At 66.4% G+C, this 18924-nt stretch carries 21 protein-coding genes and 2 tRNA genes; 15 read left to right on the top strand and 8 right to left on the bottom strand.

What is annotated here, in order from left to right; all coding sequences use genetic code 11:
* Window positions 1–138: 138 nt before the first annotated feature.
* On the top strand, window positions 139–750 hold the full coding sequence (locus E4M01_RS14325; RefSeq protein ID WP_167765360.1) for a hypothetical protein: 612 nt from the start codon (window positions 139–141) through the stop codon (window positions 748–750).
* 159 nt (window positions 751–909) lie between these two features.
* Window positions 910–1776: a DUF2971 domain-containing protein gene (locus E4M01_RS08755; RefSeq protein ID WP_135063348.1), complete on the top strand. Its 867-nt coding sequence runs from the start codon at window positions 910–912 to the stop codon at window positions 1774–1776.
* 3 nt (window positions 1777–1779) lie between these two features.
* Here E4M01_RS08755 and E4M01_RS08750 read toward each other — a convergent pair whose 3' ends face one another.
* Window positions 1780–3000, bottom strand: a complete 1221-nt coding sequence (locus tag E4M01_RS08750; RefSeq protein ID WP_135063350.1) for a type II toxin-antitoxin system HipA family toxin — start codon at window positions 2998–3000, stop codon at window positions 1780–1782.
* Between the two features lie 2 nt (window positions 3001–3002).
* Window positions 3003–3596, bottom strand: coding sequence for a helix-turn-helix domain-containing protein (locus E4M01_RS08745; RefSeq protein ID WP_135063352.1), 594 nt, complete (start codon window positions 3594–3596; stop codon window positions 3003–3005).
* 184 nt (window positions 3597–3780) lie between these two features.
* Here E4M01_RS08745 and E4M01_RS08740 point away from each other — a divergent pair, with 184 nt between their 5' ends.
* From E4M01_RS08740 to E4M01_RS08720, 5 genes are read left to right on the top strand one after another with little or no spacing between them, the layout of a single operon-like run.
* Entirely contained in the window at window positions 3781–4113 is a 333-nt protein-coding gene (locus E4M01_RS08740; RefSeq protein ID WP_135063354.1) for a hypothetical protein, read from the top strand.
* Window positions 4110–4466, top strand: coding sequence for a helix-turn-helix domain-containing protein (locus E4M01_RS08735; protein ID WP_135063356.1), 357 nt, complete (start codon window positions 4110–4112; stop codon window positions 4464–4466). The genes E4M01_RS08740 and E4M01_RS08735 overlap by 4 nt, the downstream gene beginning before the upstream one ends.
* A 3-nt stretch (window positions 4467–4469) precedes the next feature.
* On the top strand, window positions 4470–5483 hold the full coding sequence (locus E4M01_RS08730) for an ImmA/IrrE family metallo-endopeptidase (RefSeq protein WP_135063358.1): 1014 nt from the start codon (window positions 4470–4472) through the stop codon (window positions 5481–5483).
* Window positions 5480–6169 carry a C1 family peptidase gene (locus E4M01_RS08725; protein WP_135063360.1) on the top strand — a complete coding sequence of 230 codons (690 nt, stop codon included), beginning with the start codon at window positions 5480–5482 and terminating at the stop codon, window positions 6167–6169. The genes E4M01_RS08730 and E4M01_RS08725 overlap by 4 nt, the downstream gene beginning before the upstream one ends.
* Window positions 6141–6926, top strand: coding sequence for a hypothetical protein (locus tag E4M01_RS08720; protein ID WP_135063362.1), 786 nt, complete (start codon window positions 6141–6143; stop codon window positions 6924–6926). The genes E4M01_RS08725 and E4M01_RS08720 overlap by 29 nt, the downstream gene beginning before the upstream one ends.
* Here the strand turns inward: E4M01_RS08720 and E4M01_RS08715 are convergent.
* Window positions 6888–7571, bottom strand: a complete 684-nt coding sequence (locus E4M01_RS08715; protein ID WP_135063364.1) for a uracil-DNA glycosylase — start codon at window positions 7569–7571, stop codon at window positions 6888–6890. The genes E4M01_RS08720 and E4M01_RS08715 overlap by 39 nt on opposite strands.
* Window positions 7568–8746 carry a nucleoside triphosphate pyrophosphohydrolase family protein gene (locus E4M01_RS08710; RefSeq protein ID WP_135063366.1) on the bottom strand — a complete coding sequence of 393 codons (1179 nt, stop codon included), beginning with the start codon at window positions 8744–8746 and terminating at the stop codon, window positions 7568–7570. The genes E4M01_RS08715 and E4M01_RS08710 overlap by 4 nt, the downstream gene beginning before the upstream one ends.
* A gap of 171 nt (window positions 8747–8917) precedes the next feature.
* Here E4M01_RS08710 and E4M01_RS08705 point away from each other — a divergent pair, with 171 nt between their 5' ends.
* Window positions 8918–10222 carry a hypothetical protein gene (locus E4M01_RS08705; protein WP_135063368.1) on the top strand — a complete coding sequence of 435 codons (1305 nt, stop codon included), beginning with the start codon at window positions 8918–8920 and terminating at the stop codon, window positions 10220–10222.
* 133 nt (window positions 10223–10355) lie between these two features.
* On the opposite strand, the gene E4M01_RS08700 is transcribed toward E4M01_RS08705, so the two are convergent.
* Complete coding sequence (locus E4M01_RS08700) at window positions 10356–10754, bottom strand: LytTR family DNA-binding domain-containing protein (protein WP_245158235.1); 399 nt, start codon at window positions 10752–10754, stop codon at window positions 10356–10358.
* A gap of 643 nt (window positions 10755–11397) precedes the next feature.
* Here E4M01_RS08700 and E4M01_RS08695 point away from each other — a divergent pair.
* Both E4M01_RS08695 and E4M01_RS08690 read left to right on the top strand, forming a co-directional pair.
* On the top strand, window positions 11398–12903 hold the full coding sequence (locus E4M01_RS08695) for a reverse transcriptase domain-containing protein (RefSeq protein WP_135063372.1): 1506 nt from the start codon (window positions 11398–11400) through the stop codon (window positions 12901–12903).
* Window positions 12879–13400, top strand: coding sequence for a hypothetical protein (locus E4M01_RS08690; RefSeq protein WP_135063374.1), 522 nt, complete (start codon window positions 12879–12881; stop codon window positions 13398–13400). The genes E4M01_RS08695 and E4M01_RS08690 overlap by 25 nt, the downstream gene beginning before the upstream one ends.
* A 567-nt stretch (window positions 13401–13967) precedes the next feature.
* Here the strand turns inward: E4M01_RS08690 and E4M01_RS08685 are convergent.
* Window positions 13968–14041, bottom strand: a tRNA-Gln gene (locus E4M01_RS08685).
* A gap of 157 nt (window positions 14042–14198) precedes the next feature.
* On the opposite strand from E4M01_RS08685, the gene E4M01_RS08680 reads away from it, so the two are divergent.
* Window positions 14199–14275 (top strand) — tRNA-Pro (locus E4M01_RS08680).
* A gap of 19 nt (window positions 14276–14294) precedes the next feature.
* Here E4M01_RS08680 and ilvC read toward each other — a convergent pair.
* Window positions 14295–15299 carry a ketol-acid reductoisomerase gene (gene ilvC, locus E4M01_RS08675; RefSeq protein ID WP_135063376.1) on the bottom strand — a complete coding sequence of 335 codons (1005 nt, stop codon included), beginning with the start codon at window positions 15297–15299 and terminating at the stop codon, window positions 14295–14297.
* 63 nt (window positions 15300–15362) lie between these two features.
* Between ilvC and E4M01_RS08670 the strand changes: the two genes are divergently transcribed.
* The 4 genes from E4M01_RS08670 (at window position 15363) to E4M01_RS08655 (ending at window position 17711) form a co-directional block, all read left to right on the top strand.
* Window positions 15363–15899 (top strand): DUF924 family protein, encoded by a 537-nt coding sequence (locus tag E4M01_RS08670; RefSeq protein ID WP_167765362.1) that lies wholly within the window; start codon window positions 15363–15365, stop codon window positions 15897–15899.
* Window positions 15900–16021: 122 nt separating this feature from the next.
* On the top strand, window positions 16022–16900 hold the full coding sequence (locus E4M01_RS08665) for a thymidylate synthase (protein WP_135063380.1): 879 nt from the start codon (window positions 16022–16024) through the stop codon (window positions 16898–16900).
* On the top strand, window positions 16900–17196 hold the full coding sequence (locus E4M01_RS08660) for a phosphoribosyl-ATP pyrophosphohydrolase (protein WP_135063382.1): 297 nt from the start codon (window positions 16900–16902) through the stop codon (window positions 17194–17196). The genes E4M01_RS08665 and E4M01_RS08660 overlap by 1 nt, the downstream gene beginning before the upstream one ends.
* The gene (locus E4M01_RS08655; protein WP_135063384.1) at window positions 17196–17711 is read left to right on the top strand and encodes a dihydrofolate reductase; all 516 of its coding nucleotides are present in this window, start codon (window positions 17196–17198) and stop codon (window positions 17709–17711) included. Before E4M01_RS08660 ends, E4M01_RS08655 begins: the two co-directional genes overlap by 1 nt.
* A 28-nt stretch (window positions 17712–17739) precedes the next feature.
* Here the strand turns inward: E4M01_RS08655 and rnd are convergent, their stop codons facing one another.
* The gene (rnd, locus tag E4M01_RS08650) at window positions 17740–18891 is read right to left on the bottom strand and encodes a ribonuclease D (protein WP_135063386.1); all 1152 of its coding nucleotides are present in this window, start codon (window positions 18889–18891) and stop codon (window positions 17740–17742) included.
* Between the last annotated feature and the right edge of the window lie 33 nt (window positions 18892–18924).

Here is an 18924-nt window from a genome sequence, read left to right as displayed (position 1 = left end):
TCGCGTTCATCGTCAATCCTCAAAATCATAAGGGACCACTGCCACGCCCGGGCGATCCTTGAGGCGTCGCGACTGTCCGGCCACCATTGGTGGTGGTTCAATCACCAACGCCTGTTCGAGCTGGCCGCCGCGCTCGGCGTGCGCCTGACCGCGCTCAGCCGCTTCCGCGCCGCGCGGCTTCGAGGCCTGGTCGATGACGACGGCGAACTTGAGAACCCCGGCCACCACACGCCCTACCGCTACCAGGGCGGCGACGGCAATGTGCTCTACGCCTATGTGCGCGAGGTGCTGGAAACCGTGCTCGCCAGCGCCGCCGTCTACAATATCAGCGACGACCTCGATCGGGGTCTCCTCGCCAATGTGGTCAAGCCGGGCGACCTGATCCTCGTCCAGGGCCGCCATCTTTTCAAGCAGCGCGCCCGCCTCACCGCGGGCCCCGGTCAGATCGCCGAGGTCCGTCGCCAGGCGAACCGGGTCCGGGTCAGCTTCACGGTCGACCGTTGGGAAGCGGTGTCCGCCTCGGCCTGGGCCAGCTGGATGCAGGGCGGGAAAAGCGCCAGCAGCATCGTCCGGATCGTGGACAGCACCCTGGCGGACGGACACCTGCACCTCGCCTGCACGGGCCTGACGATGGGGTTCGCCCTGGAAGGTCTGTCGAACCGGTCGTACGTCTTCCCCACCTGGCCCGTCGACGACGAGATCGACGAGGACGACTGGTTGGACGGGTTCGGCGACGAGGTCCCGGCTTGACGACTTCGGGTCTGGTCTCGCGTCGTCAGTCCGCGCGGGCCGGCCATCGTGCCCCGTCGAGGGTCTGTCGTCAGGCTGAATGACGGCGCTTGCGGGCGCGGCGGTTCTGGGCGCCGCCTCCGGTCTGTTCCAGGATGAAAAGCCGAAACGGAGCACAGAATGTCGTTCGAAGACTGGACCAGCGGCGAACTCGAACGCCTGGCGCTCGACGTCTCCCTCAAGCGGCCGTCGCCGCATCAGTCGATCTTCAAATACGTCGGCCTCAACGGCAAGAAGTCATGGGATCTCCTGGAGCGGACCCTGAACGCCTGCGAACTCGTCGGCTCGACCTACAACGCCCTGAACGATCCGTACGAACTGTCGCCGCATCTGTTCAACGACCTGCGTCCGGTCACCATCGCCCGGGCCCTGGGCGAACGCGCGCCCCTGGCCGCCCGCCTCAAGGGCGAGCCCTGGGATCCGAACGTCCTGTTCGCGGACGTGGCCCGATACGAAGCCGAGGCCCGCGAGCTTTTCGCGAAAATACAGCAGGGCGCCCGGATCATCGCCTTTTGCGACCGCTCGGATTCGCCTCTGCTCTGGTCGCACTACGCCAACAGCTACGAGGGAGCCTGCCTGCATTTCACGGGCGGCGCTTTCGAGCGCCGCCTCTCGAACTTCGGCTATGTGTCCTACTCGACCCATCGCCCGACCTATCCGCTCAGCCTGGCCCTGGAGCTCTCGGCGCGGAAACGCACCGGCTACTCGGACGACAATCTGCGTCAGGCGGAGAGCGACAAGCTGGTGTTCTACACCAAGGCCGCGGACTGGGCGTATGAGCGGGAGGTCCGGATCGTCTACACGGCGCCGCGGCAGACCAGCCTGCCGTTCCAGCCCGACGGCCTGCTTTCCGTGATCCTCGGCCCGAGGATGTCGTCGGACAATGAGGCGAGACTTCGGGATCTGCTGGCCCGCTCCAGGGTCCCTCACCTCCCGGTGCGAAAGGCGAGCCTGTCGACCAACTCCTTCTCGGTCGAGATCGACTGACGCCTAGCGGAGCGCGGCGATCGGCAGGACCCGCAGCCTGCTGTCGACCTCCTCCCGGATCGCCGCGCTCAGGGGCAGGTTGGCTTTCTGCGCCGCCCAGACGTCCTGGAACCGCTGGACCATCCATCGCCCCGCATCCAGAGCCATCGTCTCCGGCACGCCCGCCCTGGCGGCCATCCGGACGAGTTCCTCTGCGCCGAACCCGGCCATCCTTCGGGTCGTTTCATAACGCAGAGCGGCGTTCTCATCGGGGATATAGGTCGTCGTAGTCAGGAAGTCGTAGCCCGGCGCCAGGGACGGCGTGCGGCCATCGGGGTAGATCAACGACCAGTTCTTCAGATGCATGTCGGCGTTGCCGATCAGGGTGTTGAACACCAGCCTGCCGATGAACTCCCGCGCGGCGGCCTCGCCGATCTCGTGCCACAGGACACGCAGGATCGACCGGTAGCGCGCCCGCTCGTACTTCTCTTCGGGATAGACGCCGAAGACCTGGGCGAAGTCCTCGATATGGACGCGCCGCCCGTCGGCCTCCCGATCGAAGCGACGCACCGCGAAGGCCTGGCCGGCGCCTCGGCCGACGTCAGCCGGCAGGCCTTCGATCGCGTCGAGACCCGTCAGCCGCACCTCCGGCGCATCGAGGCCGACCGCCGAGGCGAGGGTCATCATCGAGAACTCATTCTCGGCCACGCCGTCCCAACGCGGCGACGGCAGTTTGACGATCCAATCCCCCCCCGCCCCGCTCGCCGGTATGGTCAGGCGGTCCCGGCCTTCCAAAGAGGCCGAGAATTTCAGCTGTACGCCGGCGAGGGAGAAGCGCAGCGGTCCGCCCGCCTGACCGGCGCGGTCAGAGATCGCGGGCTCCTCTTTGTCAGCGCGTCGCTCGCCGACGGGGACCAGGGTCACGCCGCCCGGGAGATCCGAGCCCAGAACCTGCAGAAGGGCGTATTCGCGCACGGCCTTCACCCCGGCGCGGCGCGCCAGGTAGTCCCGGAGTCCGCCCTCAGGCAGCAGGTTGGAGAAGAAGGGGTGGACACGGGTCTGGACCACGGCGTGGTCGGTCAGCAGCGCGCCCTGGGCGTTTCTCAAGCCGAGGCTCAGGAGCGGCCGGTCAGGATCCTCGGCATAGGCGTCGGTGAAGGTGAGAATGGATCGATCGCCGCCCAGGGCGGTCAGGGCGCCGATCGTCCGGCCTTCCAGTTGAATTTCAAGCGCGTCGGCGACCACGGTCAGTCCTCGTCATCGAGGGAATAGGCCGGCCGGGCTGAGGCGGCGGCCTGAGAATGGGTGTCGTAAAGCGATCTGAGGTTTCGCATGACGGTCTCCCGCGCGCGTTCGGCGTCATCGGGGTCGCCGTCCTCTGCGGCCCCGGCCAGCTGATCCCGGGACTGGGTCAGGACATAGCGGGCGACCTCCGTTCCCAGATGGGGTGCGATCGTCCTGAGCGCCTCTATCGTCAGCCTCAGGTCGTCGCCGTGAGGTCCCGCGACCGATGGGGGAGCCAGCCGCCCCAAGGCGTTCAGCGTCCCGATGATGTCGCGCTCGCCGGCGCGGCGGACCGCGTCCTTCACCGTCGCCTCCACGGCCGTCAGGGCCACGCGCGGAACCAGCCGCAGATCGAGGTCGAGCGAGCGGGCGAGCTCCAGAAGGGTGGAGACCTGCGGATCCACCTCCGCGGTCTCGATCTTGGAGATCTGCGCCTGAGGCAATCCGGCCCGGCCGCCGAGTTCGCGCTGGCTCCAACCCTTGGCTGCCCGCGCGGCGCGGAGCGACGCGGCCAGATCGCCCAGACCAGCCCGTCTTGATACTCTATCCGCCATCATCGCCTTCCTTTGATGTCGATAAATACATCAATCCGCGTCGGATGCAACAGATTCAATGCATAGTACGATATCACGGCGTCAGAATGATATCGTTTTCGACATATCCGACCATTGTGCGAGCCAGCGCCTTGCATGTTCGATTATCCAACATTACATCGGTATTGTGTCGGATTTGGAGATCGCCATGCCGGACGTCGAAGAAAAGCCCAAGGTCGTCGCCTATCCCGCCGCCGCCGTCAGCGCCTGCCTGCTCGCGGAGTTGACGGGGCTGGCCGAGGCCGAGGCGCCTATGCAGGGCGTGGCCCTCCCCGTGCCGCCCGCCAGTCTGGCGACGACGAAAATCAGGCTGGACTCCCTCACCGTGGTCGATCTGACCTGCGCCCTCGAACCGATCCTCGGTTACGAGCCGAAGGACATCGTCCGCACCGGCGGCTACGATTCGATCCAGTCGGCCCTCGACCACATGCTGCCGCGCATCGAATCCGCCTGGCGCAAGAAGCATCCGGGGGCCGCATGACCGACCTCGACGACGAGACGGCGCGCAGAACCCTGGGCGGACGCCTTCGCGAGGCGCGGGAATACCTCGGCCTGAAACAGGAAGAGGTCGCCGCCTATCTCAAGCTGAACCGGACGGCGCTGAGCGGGATCGAGACCGGTCAGCGCCGGGTCGAGGCGATCGAACTGACGCGCCTGGCCCGCCTCTACCGCCAGTCCGTCGGTTATCTGACCGGAGAGGAGGAGCAGGCCGCCCTGCCGCCGGACGTCGCCCATCTGGCGCGACAGGCCGCGGATCTGTCCCAGGGCGACCGGGAAGAGCTGGCCCGGTTCGCCGACTATCTGCGCTCGCGCGCCAAGCCCGGCGACGCCTGAACGATGGCCCGGAGCTATCAGGAGGCGGTGCGCAACGGGACCCTGGCCGCAGGCAGGCTGCATCGCCAGATCGATCTGCGGGCGCAGCAGGACGCCCGGCCCGCGGGGGTCGATGTGTTCGCGGTGATCGCGGATCTCGGCGTGCCGCTGATGATGCGGCCGCTGACCGGCCTGCTCGGGGCGTTCCTGAACCTCCCCTCGCCCGGGATCCTCGTCACCACGGAAAGACCGCTGAGCATCCAGCGCTTCACCGCGGCCCACGAGCTCGGTCACTGCCTCCTTCGACACCAGCCCAGTCTCGACGACGAAGATCAGATCCTTCGCCGCGCCCCGCAGGGGCGGGACGCCGCAACGGGATTTCAGGAGACCGAGGCGGACGCCTTCGCCGTGGCCTTCCTCATGCCGAAGTGGCTCGTGCTCGCCCATTGCGCCCGCCAAGCATGGCGTCTCGCCGAGCTGAAACGTCCCGAGGTGGTCTACCAGCTCTCCCTGCGGCTCGGGGCCAGCTATGAGGCGACGATCCGCACCCTCGAGCGCTATGCGCTGATCGAGGCGGCGACCCGGGCGTCGCTGCTCGCCGTGCGGCCCCGCGCCCTGAAGGCGGCGCTGCTGGCGGATTATACGCCGCCGTCCTACCGGGGCGATGTCTGGCTGCTGACCGACAGGGACGAGGGCGGCCGGATCGACGGCAGCCGCAACGATCTGTTCGTGATCCGACTGCCCGAACAGGGCGGGGCCGGCTACCTGTGGGATTTCGACACGCTTGCGGCGAGCGGGTTCAGCCTGGTGCGGGACACCCGTCTCGACCTGGACGACGACGCCGTCGGCGGGCCCAATCTGCGGCAGGTTCTCGCCGCCCCGCCCGAGGACGCCCAGGGGCTGGTGCATCTCGAACAGCGCAGGCCCTGGCTCCCCGATGCGCCGATCGCCGCCTTCACCCTGCCGTTCGATCTCACCGGCCCGGAGGCCAGCGGCCTGTCGCGCGCGGAACGGCGCCACCGTCTGGCGGCCGCATGAAGGCGGCCGTCCGGCTCGATCGGGACCTGCGCCCGCGCCTCGGACCCGTCCGCGACCAGGGGCCGCGGCCGACCTGTCTGGCCTTCGCCGCCAGCGATCTTCACGCCGCGGTGCGCGCGGGCTGGACGCCGCTCTCCTGCGAGGCGATCTTTTTTCGGGCCCAACGTCGCGCGGGTCGCCCGGCGTCGGTCGGGACCACCCTGCCCGCCCTGCTGGAGGCCTTGCGGCTCGACGGACAGCCCCCCGAGACGGACTGGCCCTATCGTCCGGCCGCGCCCGCCAATGACGCCGCCTGGTCGCCGCCCGCCCAGACGGGCGACGTCCACCGCCGTGCTGGCGAGCCGGCCACACCGGACTGGACGCGCCTGATCGCCCGGCTCGACGAGGGAAGACCCGTCATCCTTCTCATCACCCTCTCGCGCAGCTTCTACGCCCCGGATCCGGAGGGGGTGGTGAGACCGGCCCAAACCGAGTCTCCAGACCCCGCGCTGAGGCATGCGGTGCTCGCCGTCGCCCACGGCGCCGTGGGTGACGAGCCCGCCGTTCTGGTCCGCAACAGCTGGGGCGGGGCTTGGGGCCATGACGGTCACGCCTGGCTGACGGCCGGCTTCCTCGGCCCCCGGCTGTTCGGCATGGCTCTCCTAGACGAGGACGACGATGTACCTTCCCGTTCCGACGCAGCCTGATTGCGCGACCGCCTGGCGCGAGGCCATGCGCGCGGTGATCCGTCATGGAAACGAGGCGCACAATGTGATCCTCGACATCGCCGATCCCGTCGGCGGCGCGACCCTCGCCGATCCCGTCGTGGCGACGGTGGACGCCTTTCTCCAAGCCAAGGGAGTCAAACCCATCGAAACGGTGGCCAACACCCTCTTTCCTGCGGCCCTGCACCGTCGTTACGGGGCGCCGGCTTTCTACGACCGGTTCATGACGCGAGTCCTGCCCGCCGCCGGCCGCGACGATCGCTGGTCCGGCTACTATTTCGAGCGGATGATCAACATGCCCACGCCCGGCGGCACGGTGATCAACCAGCTGGCCGACATCATCGACCGGATTTCCGATCCGGCCGTCAAGGCGCGCAACAAGTTCGAACTGACCCTCTTCGATCCGGCCCGCGATGTCAGCCGTTCGCCGTACGGCGGACAATGCCTCAGTCACGGGAGCTTCAAAGTCAGAAAGACGCCCGACGGCGACCGGCTCGATCTCACGGTCATGTATCGGAACCACTACTACGTCGAGAAACTGCTCGGAAACCTGATCGGCCTGGGCCGTTTGATGGCCTTCGTCGCCGAGGAGACCAAGATCGGCGTCGGGTCTCTGACCATCGTCTCCACCCATGCGGTCATCGACCAGCCCAGGGCCAGCCGGGCGGAGATCAAGGCCCTTCTGCAGGCCTGCGACGCCTTAGTGGCGGACGGCGACGGGCTCCAGTCGGCCGAATAGGGGCGGCTCGTCGCGCGTCACCTCATATAGGTCGTACATGCCGGCCATGAACTCGGCCTGTCCGCCGTAGCTCGGATGGCGCACGGCCGAGGCCGGCACGCCAAGCTCCGCCAGCGCCGCGCTGGCGTCCCGCCCGATCGCGACGATCTTTTCGGGTCTGACCATGGCGATCAGCGCTTCCAGCAGCGGCCAGGTCTCGTCGCGTTCGGCGCGCGTATGGCAGCGGTTGGACATGGGGTCGTCCGCCAGATGGGGGTGGAAGGGGAAGACGTTCCACAACACCACCGGCTGCCGCACCTGCGCCAGCACCCGCCAGATCACCGCCGCCGTCCGTTCGGCGACGATGGGGCCGTCGGTGGCGCGCACCAGGCCGATATCGCCCAGCAGAGCCGAGGCCTCCGACAGATGGACCTCGTCGGTCAGGGGCACGCCGGTGCGCCGGCCGCCGCGATAGCCGAGGTCCCGGGCGATCCACATCGTCGTCACCCGCGTTTCGAGCGCGCGCTCCAGGAAGAGCCGCAGATTCTCCCGGCGCAGGGCCGGCGCATCCTCGAGGTCGCAGGCGGCGCACTGGTCGCGCCAGGGATTGAAGACGCTGGGCAGGGTGGCGGCCTGAAGGGCGCAGACGAACTCTGAAGGGGTCATGGCGCGAGCGGCTCTACACGCAATTGCCGCGTCTCGAAATCGAGCGTGATGCGCCCGCGTCGATGCTCTCGCAGAAAGCGGAAGGCGGCGTAGCCTTCCAGGATCGCCTCTTCCCAGAGCCAGAGGGGAAGATGCTCCGGTTCGTAGCCGCTGACGAACTCACGGATCTGCTTGAGCAGGTCGAGCGGCAGTTCGCCGGCCTTCATGCCCTCGAAGTAGCGCAGCCTGGCGGCCTGGCCGAACACCCAGGTGGACACCCCCTCCTCGATCAGGATCGCCCGGGCGCCGTCCTCCGTTTCGTCGAGCTGCGGATCGCTCTTCCGCTTCAGCCGCAACAGGGATCGGGTCACCGGCGACCAGCCCAGCACGGCCACGAAGGCGAAGTGGAAGACATCGTGAAACCGGTAGTCGTCCGGTTCGTGGGCGTTGTCCGTCAGGCGATCGCCGATGAACAGGGCGTTGCATCGCTGGAACACGAAGTCGCGCCCGCCGACGGACTTTTCGAACAGGTCGATGACCAGCCGCCGGGGCAACCGTTCATCCGGATCGGCCTCGGCGTCGAAGGCCGCCGGGTAGCGTTTTTCGACGGGCCAGCGATCCAGGATCTTGTGCCGGTTCTTCACCGCCGCCGCCTCGAGGGTGAGGCCGGCCTCGCGTGAGGCGGTCAGCAATCGCTTGAGGATCGCGACCAGCCGAAGCGCCAGAGCGTCGCCGCCCTGGATCAGCACCCCGGCCTGAAAGTCCGAAATCATGGCGCCGACGTCGGCGGCGAGGGTCAGCAGGGTCTTCTCGAAGGCGGGGGTGGGCGCGTCCGAATATGGAATGGGATGCGGCTGCAGCGCCCGGAAGGTCAGGGCGTCATCCTCGACCCCCGTCCACGTCCGATCCTTCCGGTACAGGTGCGCAGCCACAGCGCTCAGCGGCACCTTCCCCCGTCGCGCGATCGTCGCCAGATACCAGAGGACATCCCCGAGCTCCTCCGTGACCGCCGCCGAATATCCCCGGTACGACGCGCTGTCGCGTTGCTTCTTTTTCAGCTCGCTGAGAAGGCTACCGGTTTCACCGAACAGGCCTAGCAAAGGAAAGGCCAGCGACTGCCCCTCGACGCCCCGATCGGTCGTGGCGGCCTCATCAGAGTAGGCCGCCACGGTCAACTCAGTGAACTCGCCGGCCATTCCCCTGCCCTCCCAACGATCGCGACACATCCTTCAGTTGATTGATTCTCTTTTCTCGGCGACCCCCGTTACGCGCGCCTGTCGGGCATGGCGGACGCTCTGACCTGCCGGTCAACCACACCTTTTCCGTCAACCTGCGGGCCACTGACCTGGATGCTCCGGAGAACCACGATGCGGATCGCCCTGCCAGACGATCTCAACGACCTTTCAACCTACATTCGCCCGATGCTCGATCTGGTCGGCGCGGACCGCTGGTTTCGTCGCGCCGAGCATTTCTCGAGCGAGGTCGACCGGTCGCGCTATCGCTGGAAGATCGTCTCCGATTACCACTGGCTGGAGATGGGGATCGCCTTCCAGGCGGAGGTTCTGGAGAAGGAAGGCCGGCTCAGCGCCCAATATGCCGACGCCTCGATCCTGGCGGCGTTGAACTTCGCCGGAACCTGCGTTGAAATCCATCGACAGCTCACGCCTGCCGGTCGTCTGGCTCTGGAAGGTCGGCTCCGCGACGCGATCAAATCCGACGTCGGCTTCGCGCCGCTCTATCTCGAACTGGATCTCGCCCAGCGTCTGATGGACGCGGGCTATGATGTTGATTTTCCTGATCTCGAAGGACAGGCTCGCTACGACCTCCTGTTCCACAGCGGCGCGTTCTCTGGCGAGGTGGAGTGCAAGAGTCTGTCGGCCGACGCTGGCCGCCAGATCCATCGCCGCGACTTCTACCGCGTCATGGCGGCACTTGAGCCGGCGCTCGACGCCCGGCTCGGCAGCGGCTGTCGCGAGATCGTGCTCGTTACGCTCGACGCCCGTCTCTCGCCCAATGACGCGAGCCGGACCGCCCTCCTGAAATCCGTGCGCGCCGTTCTGGCGGAAAACGGGCCGGCATCGCTGAAGCGACCGGGGTTCAAGATCGAGCGGCTCGACTACCAAGAGCATCTCGGCGACACCCCGATGAGCGATCCCAAGCGCTTCCACGAGGCCTGCCAAACGGCCTTCGGAGCGAACATCCATGCGGCGGGGGCCATGGGTGACGACGGAGGCGTGGTTTTGGCCATGCGCAGCCATCGGCAGGACGATGCGAGCAAACCGATGCTCGAGGCGATGCGTCAGGCGGCGCGTCAGTTCTCGGGCGACCGTCCCTGGTTCATAGCGTTGCAGGAGCACGGCATCGAAGCCGCAGACCTCATGTTGCCCCACCTCAGACGCCAAGCCGGTCTGCTCGCCTACCACCTCTTCCACCACTACGGCGCGACGCACGTCAACGGCGTCTATGTGAGCGGCTTCGGCGCCGTCGTCATGCGAGACGGCCGCATCGGCACGCCCGCCTTCACGGTTCCCAACCCGGCGCCCCGCTTTCAGGCGACGCCCGAAGACGCCGCCCCCTTTCTGGCTTCCGTGTCCGACCAGGCCTACGCAGACGCCATCGGCGCGCCCCTCCCCGCACCGGATATCTCCAACATCCCGATCGCGCCGAGTTGAGAGGAATCCTTCCAACCTCTACGCAGCGTGACGCGAACGCACAGGCTCCGCCGCCGTCTGCAGGGTCAGCCGAAGAATGGAGCCTGCGCTAATGCGGCGCTCGCCATCGAACAGGTCGTGAGGATCACCCCGGTCACCACCAGTCGCCCCGCAACGCTCGGGCGTAGCGACGGCTGACGGGCGCCTTCAGACCATTCACCAGCGTCAGAGACGCGCGCCCGTTTCCGCGCTCGACCGACCGGACCGCCTGGCGAGAGACCCACCAGCTACGGTGCGTCTGTGCGCCTTCGAGACCGTCCAGCTCTTTCAGCGCCTGCGAAAACCGCATCAGGATGAGGTCCGAGCCCTGCTCGGTGTGCAGACGCAGGTAATGATCCTCGGCCTGCACGGCGTAGATCACCGCGCCCCTGAGCTTGCCGGACAAACGCGCGTGGATCGCCGGGTGTTTGGGCGAAGGCGTCGTGGCGCCCTGAGTTTGGATCGGCGTCTCACGTCCCAGGAATACGGTAAGGGCGAGCGCCGTCGCGGTCACCAGAGAGACGGGTCCGAGGAAGACTGGCAAGGTTTGCAAAGCCGGCGGCCCGCCCTCGAAAACGACACCAGTGAGCGCCCAAACCGCGACGCTGAGCGGTCCCGTGATCGTAACGGTGAGCAGGACAATAGGTCGGCGAGGTCGGGAACGGCCTCGACATGATCCTGCGCCGGGCTCTGGAAGCCCGTCGTCTCGTCACCCTTGTATGCGGCCGCGCCCATCCGCCTTGATGAGATCAAAACGAGAACACGCGCAAGCTTGCTTTTGACGAATCCACAGCAAGGGATAGTTCGAGCGACGGCTTAGGCGTGAGTTGGCGGACGCCGTGGTTGGTTTTTTAGACATATGACTGCTGACCACGTCCCGCAGACACTAGCGCACATCGGAGACGGACGGTCCTCACCGCGCCAGAACCAGAAGTTGGCTGGGCTCCTACTTCCGGACGTTCGCGTAGCCGGGCGCGCGAGCGGTGCCGATCATTGCCTGTAGCTCACTGGATCGATCGAACGACGCCTGATAAACACAGCCGGGCGGGGTCTCCCTTCGCATACGGGCTGTGCAACTGCGGCCTAAGAGCGAACGTCTCCACACATCGTGCCCGCGCGTGCTTCATGGCAACCTCGCGGATTGGAAGGGGGACCTCGTGACATCTGCCCGCCGCATGTTCGGTAAGCAAATCCGGATTCCTCTCCCGCCTGAACTCGCTAATCCGGATGCGCTTCTTGCCTACCTCGAGGTGAGCCCGGCCGAGTTGAAAAAGATTTGGTGGTTCCGGGGGCGCATGTACTCCGAATTCAACATCGCAAAGCGTTCGGGCAAGGTACGGACCATCACTGCGCCTGACCGGCGGCTGAAGATTATTCAAAGCAAGCTCGCACCACTACTCGATCAGCTTTACCGCCCGCGCCACCCCGTCCACGGCTTCGTGCCCAACCGCTCTGTAAAGACCAACGCTGAGGCGCATGGTCGCCGGCGCTTCGTCGTCAACTTGGATCTGAAGGACTTCTTCCCCACTATCACCGAGAAACGGGTCGTCGGCCTGCTTCGAGCACTCGGCGTCGAAAAAGGCGTGGCAGAGATCGTCGCCCGTCTCTGCTGCCACATGGGCCAACTTCCGCAGGGCGCACCCACTAGCCCGGTCCTGTCAAACATGATCTGCTATCGGCTCGATACCGACCTACAGCAGGTCGCCAAGTCGGCACGCGCGATCTACACGCGTTATGCCGACGATATCACCTTCTCCAGCTACCAACCGCCGACGACGCTGTTTGAAACCGCAGTGGCAGGTGCCGGTCGTTTCTCGCCCGAAGTACTTGCGCCCCAGCTGCGTGGGGCGATAGCGAGCAATGGCTTCCTGATCAATCCTGACAAGGCACACTACGCCGACCGCAACTCGCGGCGGATGGTCACCGGCGTCAAGATCAACGCCGGCCTCAACGTCGACCGTCGCTACATCCGCCGCATCCGCGCAATGATGCACTCCTTCGAGAGGGTCGGCCTCGCCGAAGCACAGGCCAAATACGCTTCCGGCGGCGGCAAGGGCAGCCTGGCGGCCCACCTGCGAGGGAAAATCGCATATGTCGCGCACCTCAAGGGCCAGACGGACCCTGTCGTGCGCTCCCTCGCCCAGCGCTACAATAAGAGCCTTCCGGCCAAACCAATCAGGCTGACGCCGACGGTCGAAGAGCGGCGCGACCGCGCAGTCTGGGTCATCGAAGTTCCCTTGAAACACAATGGCACGGCATTTTTTCTCGCGGGTGTCGGCTTGGTGACTGCCGCACACTGCGTCGAAGGTCTCAGCGAAGTCGAAGTCCTTCACCCCTCGAGACATACGACCACCTTCACGGTGAAGGTCCGCCACTACGACAAGCATCGGGACGTGGCGGTGCTCGACCATGGCACCATTCCCGCTACCGAATTTTATGAGCTTGAGCCCGCCACAAAGCCCGCCGCGGTCGGCGACGCCGTCGTGGCCCTCGGATATCCTCTGTGGGGACTTGGCGAAGGCCTTAACATTCGGCCTGGCGAGGTCAGCTCGCTGACGGTGCGCTCAACCTCGGCGGGTTTCTCGGCAAGGCGACCGTCAAAGCGCTCGGAGCGGGGCCCGTCGCTCTCGGGGGTGGATTGCGCCTCAGCCTCGAGATCCTGACCAAACGCCCGATGCTGACCCGACCCTCGGTCATTCTCGCCTACTACGCCGATGACGGCCTCCTGGACATCGCCGATGGTCTGCGTCCGGTGGAAGGCGTGGTCGCCGTTCCGTGGATCCCCAAGAGCGCTGATGGCTGGATTCAGCGCTGGGGCCCGATCATCCACGGCCAAGCCTCGCAGCCCGCCGCGTCGCTTATTAGCGATACGGTTGTGGTTCGGGCCCTTGAGCGCCTGACGCGGACGATAAATCTATCGACCGGCCTTCTCAACGCGAGCGATAAAAAGAAGGCTGACGAAACCCTGCGCATTCTGCGCGCCAAGGGACATGCAGACCCCTCGAACCAGATTCAGTCCTGGGCTATCCGGAATGGTTGGAAAGCCGACTACGCCAAAGATCTGGAGACTCTGTCGAAGCGGGTCTGGGCCCTGACGACCAAACCCTCGCTTTCGAAGATCGAGAATGCCGAAGAGCGCTATGCTCGCTGGACCGAGTAAAGGCCTTCCGTGATTCACAGCCAACGGTGCTATGATCGGGATGTCTCGGGTTCGGCGGGTTCAGTTTGGAGCGTAATCGCCCAAGGCGAGACGCGGTCCCCTTCCCCTCCGCCTTCCCCCCCAGCAGATGGAAACTATGTGAAAGGCCGTGAACATCGCTGAATGAGCCTCCCGGCTCAAACCGCCGGCATCACGGCGAATAGCGGCGATTCAGAACAAGACTGAAGAGCGGTGAAACGCCCCCCGGCGAATACCCGCGGAGCCACTCTCGCTGGAAGACCCTCGATCGGAAGCAACGCTTCCAGCGATCCTCCCCCTCCTATTTGTCTACGTTGCGGCCTTTCGCGAGCGCTCAACAGTGCTTGTAGCGTGCTGGCGGGGCTGCGCGCGAAGAGGGGGCGGCTGACCGATGGATGGGCGAAGAGGCGGCGCGCCGCTACGTCACCGCAGAAGCCATCGGACTCGCACGGCTCCACGACACCCGAAGCCGAAAACCAACTGTCAAACCCGCTGTAAAACGCACCCCTGGCGGAGGGGGCCCACGGCGCTCAAAAGCAGGGAGGGCGGTGGCTGGGGAACTAGGACTCGAACCTAGAATGACGGTACCAAAAACCGTAGTGTTACCATTACACCATTCCCCAGCAGGTCCGGCGTTCCCGCTCGCCTCGGCGGCGGGAGGGCGGTCGAATACGCCAAGGCCGCGGGCGATGCAACACCCCGTTTCGAGACTATTTTCGCGGGTCGAGAATAGGCGCTTGCGGGGGCCAAACCCCCTCGTTATAAGCCGCGTCCTCAAGTCGGAGTGTGGCTCAGTCTGGTAGAGCACCGCGTTCGGGACGCGGGGGTCGCAGGTTCGAATCCTGCCACTCCGACCATCTTTCCTCCCCTGAAAATCTAGTCTTCCGCCTCGGCGGCCACCGCCGTCAGATGCGCCGTCGTCTGTTCGATCGGGCGTTGGCTCAGCGCTGTGCGGCGCGCCAGCAGTTCGGGCGAACCGGCGTCGTAGTCAGCCATCAGCCGGCGCACGAAAGAGCCGTCGCGCACCTCGGCCAGAACGGCGTCCATGGCGGCGTGGGATTCGGCTCCGATGATGCGCGGCCCGGTCAGATAGGCTCCGTACTCGGCGGTGTTGGAGATTCGCCCAAAGGCGCCAGCCACGCCCATGCGGTGCATCAAATCCACCACCAGCTTCAGCTCGTAGAAACATTCGAACCAAGCGACCTCGGCCGGATAGCCGGCGTCGGTCAGGGTGGTGAAGGCTCCGTCCACCAGTTCCGCCACGCCGCCACACAGCACCACCTGCTCGCCGAACAGGTCGCTTTCGCACTCGTCCCGGAAGGTCGTCTCCAGGATGCCCTTGCGCCCGCAGCCCAGGGCGGCCGCGTAGGACAGGCCCAGGGCATGGGCCCGGCCCGAGGCGTCCTGCTGAACGCCGAACAGGCAGAACACGCCCTCTCCCGCCTCATACAGTTCGCGGATGCGCGGCCCGATGCCCTTGGGCGAGGCCAGGATCACGTCCAGGTCCGCGCGCGGTTGGACCAGGCCGAACCGCACCGACAGCCCGTGGGCGAACACCAGGGCGGCGCCGGGCTTGATGTTAGGTTCGATTTCCTGGGTCCACAGGTCGCGGTGCGCCTCGTCCGACACCATGACCGCGACCACGTCGGCGCCGGCCGTCGCCTCGCCCGCCGACCGAACCTGAAATCCATCGGCCTCGGCCCTGGCCCGCGTGGCCGAGCCGGGCTTCAGGCCCACGACGATGTCCGCGACGCCCGAATCGCGCAGGTTCAGCGCATGGGTGCGCCCCTGGCTGCCATAACCGATGACCGCCACGCGCTGAGCGCGGATGATCGACAGGTCGCAGTCGCGGTCATGATAGACCGGCAGCGGGGCGCTCATGCGAAACGCCAGACGCCGCGCGGGCGTTTGGCCCCGACAGGCTGGATTGCGAGGACGCTGAACATGACCGTGACTCCCGAAGACGTCGTCACCTTCTGGAAAGAGGCCGGCCCGGACAAGTGGTTCGCCAAGAACGACGCCTTCGACGCCGACTTCAAGACGCGGTTCGAGGCGGCGCATTTCCGTGCGGCGCGGCGTGAACTGGACGGCTGGCTCGCTACCCCCGACGGCGCCTTGGCCCTGATGATCCTGCTGGATCAGTACCCGAGAAACAGCTTTCGCGGCTCGGCGCACCAGTTCGCCACCGACCCGCTGGCCTTGGCGCTTGCGAACCAGGCGGTCGAGGCGGGCCATCACCGGGCGTTCGAGCCTCAGCTGGCCAACTTCATCCTGCTGCCTTTCGAGCATTCCGAGCGGCTTGAGGATCAGGATCGCTATCTAGCGCTGATCGGCGACGACGCCGAACTGAGGAAGTGGGGCGAACTGCACCGAGACATCATCGTGCGGTTCGGCCGCTTCCCTCACCGCAACGCCGCCCTGGGCCGCGAGACGACGCCCGAGGAACAGGCCTTTCTCGATGGGGGCGGCTTCGGCGGCTGATGATTCGCCCACAACTATCTCGATCCGTGAGAGGTGCTGCGGAAAATCAAGACGCGACCCTGCGCTTAGTAGATTCTTAAGTGACTCAGCGCGGCCTATGGTCGAGGTCTGAGGCAAGAGCGATGGACGGCAGCGGGCACTTCCCACCCAAGTCACCGACGAAACCGGCTAGCCTCGACAACGGTTACTCCGCGCCGGCCGATCATCCCGAGCGCCAGTATCTGAACCTGCTGCGCGACATCCTGGACAACGGAGCGCGGCGCGACGACCGCACCGGCACCGGCACGCTGGGCGTGTTCGGCCGCCAGATGCGCTTCGATCTGGCCAAGGGCTTTCCGCTGCTGACCACCAAGAAGCTGCATCTGCGCTCGATCATTGTCGAGCTGCTGTGGTTCCTGCGCGGCGAGACGAACATCCGCTATCTCAAGGACAACGGCGTCAGCATCTGGGACGAGTGGGCCGACGCCGAGGGCGAGCTTGGTCCCGTCTACGGCAAGCAGTGGCGCAGCTGGACCGCGCCCGACGGCCGCGTCATCGACCAGATCGAAAAGCTGGTCCACGGCCTGAAGACCAATCCCAACAGCCGCCGCCATATCGTCAGCGCCTGGAACCCGGCCGACGTGGACGACATGGCCCTGCCGCCCTGCCACTGCCTGTTCCAGTTCTTCGTGGCGGACGGAAAGCTCAGCTGCCACCTGTATCAACGCTCGGCCGACGTCTTCCTGGGCGTGCCATTCAACATCGCCTCCTACGCCCTGCTGACGATGATGATGGCCCAGGCCACGGGGCTGGAGCCCGGCGAGTTCGTCCACACCTTCGGCGACGCCCACCTGTATCTGAACCATATCGAACAGGCCGAGCTGCAGCTGACGCGCGAGCCCCTGGCCCTGCCCACCATGACCATCGCCGCGCGCGACGACCTGTTCGCCTATGAACCCGGCGATTTCGTCCTGTCCGACTATGCCCCCTGGCCGCATATCAAGGCGGCGGTCGCGGTCTGATGGAGTTGAAGGCCCTGCAGGCCGACGTCCTGCGCATCTCCGACATCTACGCCGCCGAGCACGGGATCGACCGCGACCGCGACTGGGCGCTGCTGAAGCTGCAGGAGGAGCTGGGCGAGTTGACGGCCGAACATCTGCGCCTGTCGGGTCGTGCGCGGGGACAGGCGGACGAACGCGCCCTGGCTGACGAAGCGGCCGACGTCATGGGCATGCTGCTGATCTATTGCGCCCGCGCCGGCGTCGATCTGGAACAGGCCATGCGCGACAAGTGGCTGCGCTGGCTGGAGGCGCGCTGATGGCGCGTGCGGATCTGGTCCTGGTCGTCGCGCGCGGCGCGAACGGCGTGATCGGACGCGAGGGCGACCTCCCCTGGCGGCTGCGCAGCGACCTGCAGCGGTTCAAGGCCCTCACCATCGGCAAGCCCTGCATCATGGGCCGCAGGACGTGGGAGAGCCTGCCGCTCAAGCCCTTGCCGGGCCGGCTGAACCTGGTGCTGAGCCGCGATCTGTCGTTCGAGGCCAAGGGCGCCGTGGTGGTGACCAGCCTGGACGAGGCCCTATCGATGGCCCGCGAGCACGCAGCAGACGACGGCGTGACTGAGATTTGCGTCATCGGCGGCGCCGGTCTGTTCGAAGCCGCCCTGCCCCGCGCCCGCCGGCTGTACATCACCGAGGTCGAGGCCTCGCCCGACGGCGACGTGCGGTTCCCCGATCTCGACGAGACGGCCTGGACGGAGGTTTCGCGCGAGCCTCACCCGGCCGGCGACAAGGACGACCACGCCTTTGTGTTCCGGGTGCTTGAGCGGCCCTGACCATCCGCCCAGCGCGGCGCCGCGCTGTCTAGTCCTCGATCTCGACGACCTCGACCCGCGCGCCGTTGAGCACCAGGGCGATCTCGCCTCGCTTCAGCTTCAGGGCGTCCTCGCCGAACAGCTGGCGGCGCCAGCCGCTCAGCGCCTCGACCTTGGCGTTGTCGTCCAGGGCGATCTTCTCCAGGTCGGCGACGTTGGCGATCAGCTTGGTGGCCACGCCGGCGTTGTCGCTCTTGGCCTTGAGCAGCACCTTCAGAAGCTCGACCACCGACGGCGGCGCGGGCTGATTGTGGGCCGGGCGATCCAGCTTGGGCGCATGGGACTCCGGGTCGGCCATGACACGCTTCAACTCGGCGATCAGCTCCTGACCCAGGCGCGAGCCGCCAAAGCCCTTCGGCGCCGACCGAAGGCGATTGAAGGCATCCACATCGATAGGGCCCTGGGTCGCAATCTCGTCGATGGCGTCGTCCTTCAGGATCCGGCCGCGCGGCTGGTCCCGCTCCTGCGCCGCGCGCTCGCGCCACACGGCGGTAGCCTTGAAGGCCGCCAGATACTTGGCCGAGAACCGCTTGGGCTTCAGCCGCTTCCAGGCGTTTTCGGGCGTAGTGTCATAGAGGGCCGGGTCGACCAGGCCCTGCATCTCGGCCATGACCCAGTCCAGCCGGCCATCCTTGGCCAGACGGTCGCGCAGCTTGGGATACAGCGCCGCCAAGTGCGTCACGTCGCCCAGCGCATAGGTCAGTTGCGCCTCCGACAGCGGGCGTCGAGCCCAGTCGGTGAAGCGGCTGCCCTTGTCGACCTCCTGGCGCAGCATCTGGCGCACCAGCGCCTCATAGCTGACCTGGTCCCCGAAGCCCGCAGCCATCGCGGCCACCTGGGTGTCGAACATCGGCGAGGGCATGGCCCCCAGCTTGACGAAGATTTCGACGTCCTGGCGCGCGGCGTGGAAGACCTTGATGATCTTCGGATCGCGCAACAGGGCCAGGAAGGGCTCCAGGTCGAGGTCCTCGGCCAGAGGGTCGATGATGCCCGAATGCTCGGCCGACGCCGCCTGGATCAGGCACAGCTTGGGCCAATAAGTCGTCTCCCGCATGAACTCGGTGTCGACCGCGATGAAGGGAGCGTTGGAAAGACGCGCGCAGAAGTCGGCCAGCGCGTCGTTGGTGGTGATTGGCGTCATTCCGATGCTATAGCCCGCGCCGACGCCGTTGTG

Origin of the sequence: Brevundimonas sp. MF30-B, assembly GCF_004683885.1 — a bacterium.
Lineage (GTDB): Bacteria > Pseudomonadota > Alphaproteobacteria > Caulobacterales > Caulobacteraceae > Brevundimonas.
Note: the sequence above shows the minus strand (reverse complement) of the source record. Positions and strands in the feature narration are given on the sequence as shown.